At 45.2% G+C, this 2,277-nt stretch carries 5 protein-coding genes; 1 reads left to right on the top strand and 4 read right to left on the bottom strand.

Annotated elements, in window-relative coordinates:
* The 4 genes from ACFIK0_RS09065 to ACFIK0_RS09050 all read right to left on the bottom strand — a co-directional run.
* Positions 1–852, bottom strand: an 852-nt coding sequence (locus tag ACFIK0_RS09065; protein ID WP_375663870.1) for a ParB/RepB/Spo0J family partition protein, incomplete at its 3' end; no start/stop codon positions are given.
* Complete coding sequence (locus tag ACFIK0_RS09060) at positions 852–1,250, bottom strand: hypothetical protein (RefSeq protein ID WP_038474380.1); 399 nt, start codon at positions 1,248–1,250, stop codon at positions 852–854. The genes ACFIK0_RS09065 and ACFIK0_RS09060, both read right to left, overlap by 1 nt.
* Positions 1,234–1,374, bottom strand: coding sequence for a hypothetical protein (locus tag ACFIK0_RS09055; RefSeq protein ID WP_375663869.1), 141 nt, complete (start codon positions 1,372–1,374; stop codon positions 1,234–1,236). The genes ACFIK0_RS09060 and ACFIK0_RS09055 overlap by 17 nt, the downstream gene beginning before the upstream one ends.
* A gap of 73 nt (positions 1,375–1,447) precedes the next feature.
* Positions 1,448–1,753, bottom strand: a complete 306-nt coding sequence (locus tag ACFIK0_RS09050) for a helix-turn-helix transcriptional regulator (RefSeq protein WP_005864619.1) — start codon at positions 1,751–1,753, stop codon at positions 1,448–1,450.
* Positions 1,754–1,906: 153 nt separating this feature from the next.
* Between ACFIK0_RS09050 and ACFIK0_RS09045 the strand changes: the two genes are divergently transcribed.
* On the top strand, positions 1,907–2,277 hold a 371-nt coding region (locus ACFIK0_RS09045), incomplete at its 3' end, for a helix-turn-helix domain-containing protein (protein WP_375663868.1).

Below are 2,277 nucleotides of genomic sequence, written 5' to 3'. Positions count from 1 at the left end.
TAACTGAGCAAAAACCCGCTCTTGTTCATTAATTTGCGGAGGTGTATTAATCCCATTGACCAAATCAACAGCCCGCCGTAAATCCCCCTCAACCTGTTGCAAAGCAATCGCCACCCGCCGTTGCGCAACCGGCTCCATCTTTGCTAATTTTAACAACTGCGCTTGATTATCAGCCAATGCCGTCCCCCGCAAAACAGAGCGCAACTCCGGCTGTAAATGCTGGGAAATACGATTGAGGAGTTTCACAGACTCCTTCGATAAACCAATACGATCTGCCACATGTTTGGCAAAGTGCAAACTTTGCACTTTGCCATTTAAGTCACCATCATTTGGCAAAGGTGCAACTTGCACCTTTGCCACTTTGTCCCCTTCACACCCAGTTTCATTATGCTCTGAAGAACTATCTTTTGGCAAAGGGTAAACTTTACCCTTTGCCATTTTGTCCTTTGTATATTGATTACCATGGTCACCGCCACGTTGAATCTCCCCATACTTTTTTTCCCACAATTCGCGGTAAGTCTGGACAAAAAGCGCACGGTCAATAACAGACAACTCATTGCGAAAGAGGTTTTCAGCAACCTCTAAAAGCGCAGCATTGTCCTTATCCGCCTGCACCACAACCGCATCAATGTCACTATAGCCCAAAAGCTCCGCAGCACGAAGCCGATGCGCACCAGCAATAAGCGTATAATTGCCCTCTTTAGCATTGGGGGTATGGCGCACCGTAATCGGATTCATCAATCCCTCCCGCACTATTGATTGTGCAAGCGCCTTGGCATGCTCATCATCTACAGGGCGTATACGCTCCGGTACCACAATCACATCAAGAGCAAGCTTTTGAAACTGTGCCATCACGCCGCCGCCTTTCTGATCTCTTTAAAGAATAAATCCATCGCACGCCCTGCCCATCTTCGATAAGCTTTCGCAAAAACGGGTTCTTCCAAACGCCGGTTAATCACTTGCATAGATAGAGAAATAGAAGTCCGCTGACGTGCCTGTATCGCAACAATACGCCGCCGTGGCACCTCAAACTGATAATGCAAAATATGAATAACAATCTGTCGTGCTAACGCCGCATCAAATAAGCCATGCGGGGGGTCAATAATATACCGGATCGGCAGATGCTTAAATCCACTACTCACGGCTTTTAAAGAACAGGAAAGCATCACCTGTAAACGTTCAACTTCTGAATAAGGATTAACGATATCGTTTCTGACATCTGGGGTCCATAAATTACAAGCAGCAACCATAACCACCCCCTATAAAAACAATATGACCACCCCCTAATCGCCAGAACCAACCCATGCAAACGGCTGTTCTATGATGCAACTCTCTGCAATTTATCTTGCCTATTTCGTACTGATCTTTAGACATTGATAAACCTTTTTATCTTATGGTATTTAAATTCATGGCAAATGCGCAAAAACGCAAAGCCGTGTAACGAAGTTCAAGCAGCATTACCGCGCAAAGCAGAATGCGCACGCGAATCTGTATTGGCATGTTTTGCTGCTTTAAAAATGCGACGGCGACTTTTGGGGTAGCGGTCGCTAAAAACCTGCTCGACGGGCAAACCGATAAAATCGGCAATAGCACGTTCGGCTTTCTCGTTAGACCGTGTCCAAATGTGTTGAACACTGGATGACGAGAGTTGATAAGCTTTCGCGAGCTCCGCCAAGGTCATATTACGGCGGCGTAGCTCAGCTAAAATACTATGGCGATCCCATACTTGAATGCATGTTTGGGTGGTTGTCATAACTTTCGCTCCTGCTTCAAACGAATGCTCAAACCATCCGTTTTTTGTGGGGTTAATTGTAAAATATCTGCCCTCTATATCGGGCGGTAATATGAGGTATACGCCAAATATCTGTCTTTGTAAACAGTTTTTTGGCGTTTGGAGTGATTTTTTTTGGCACGCCCTGAAAAAGAACCTAAAACAGAACTCGCAAAACGATTACGTGAAATAAGACGAGTACTCGGAAATGAAGAACGCGGTGCTTTTGCGCAACGCCTTAATTTACAACGCACTACTCTTGCCAATTATGAAATCGGAGCACACGAACCAACATCCTCAGCAATTAACGCCTATCATAGAGTCTATAACATTAATCCTCATTGGCTCGTTACGGGTGAAGGTGAAATGTTTAGTGACATGGCAAAAGCGAAAGCAGCGGGTTTTAAACCACAAACTATCCCTGCTGGACTCATGAAAAAGCTTGGTCGCATAGCTTATACAACCTATCGCGATGCTAAAATAAAACTCCCCCCTGAAGATATAGC

It is taken from the genome of Bartonella sp. CL63NXGY, from assembly GCF_042194905.1.
In the GTDB taxonomy this organism is placed as follows: Bacteria; Pseudomonadota; Alphaproteobacteria; order Rhizobiales; family Rhizobiaceae; genus Bartonella.
The sequence above is the reverse complement of the archived record's forward strand: the minus strand, read 5'-3'. Positions and strand labels throughout refer to the sequence as shown.

What these genes read in the sequence shown, in the direction of transcription:
- ACFIK0_RS09050 (WP_005864619.1), bottom strand. Translation starts at nt 1,753, where the DNA reads ATGACAACCACCCAAACATGCATTCAAGTATGGGATCGCCATAGTATT.
- ACFIK0_RS09060 (WP_038474380.1), bottom strand. Translation starts at nt 1,250, where the DNA reads ATGGTTGCTGCTTGTAATTTATGGACCCCAGATGTCAGAAACGATATC.
- ACFIK0_RS09055 (WP_375663869.1), bottom strand. Translation starts at nt 1,374, where the DNA reads ATGTCTAAAGATCAGTACGAAATAGGCAAGATAAATTGCAGAGAGTTG.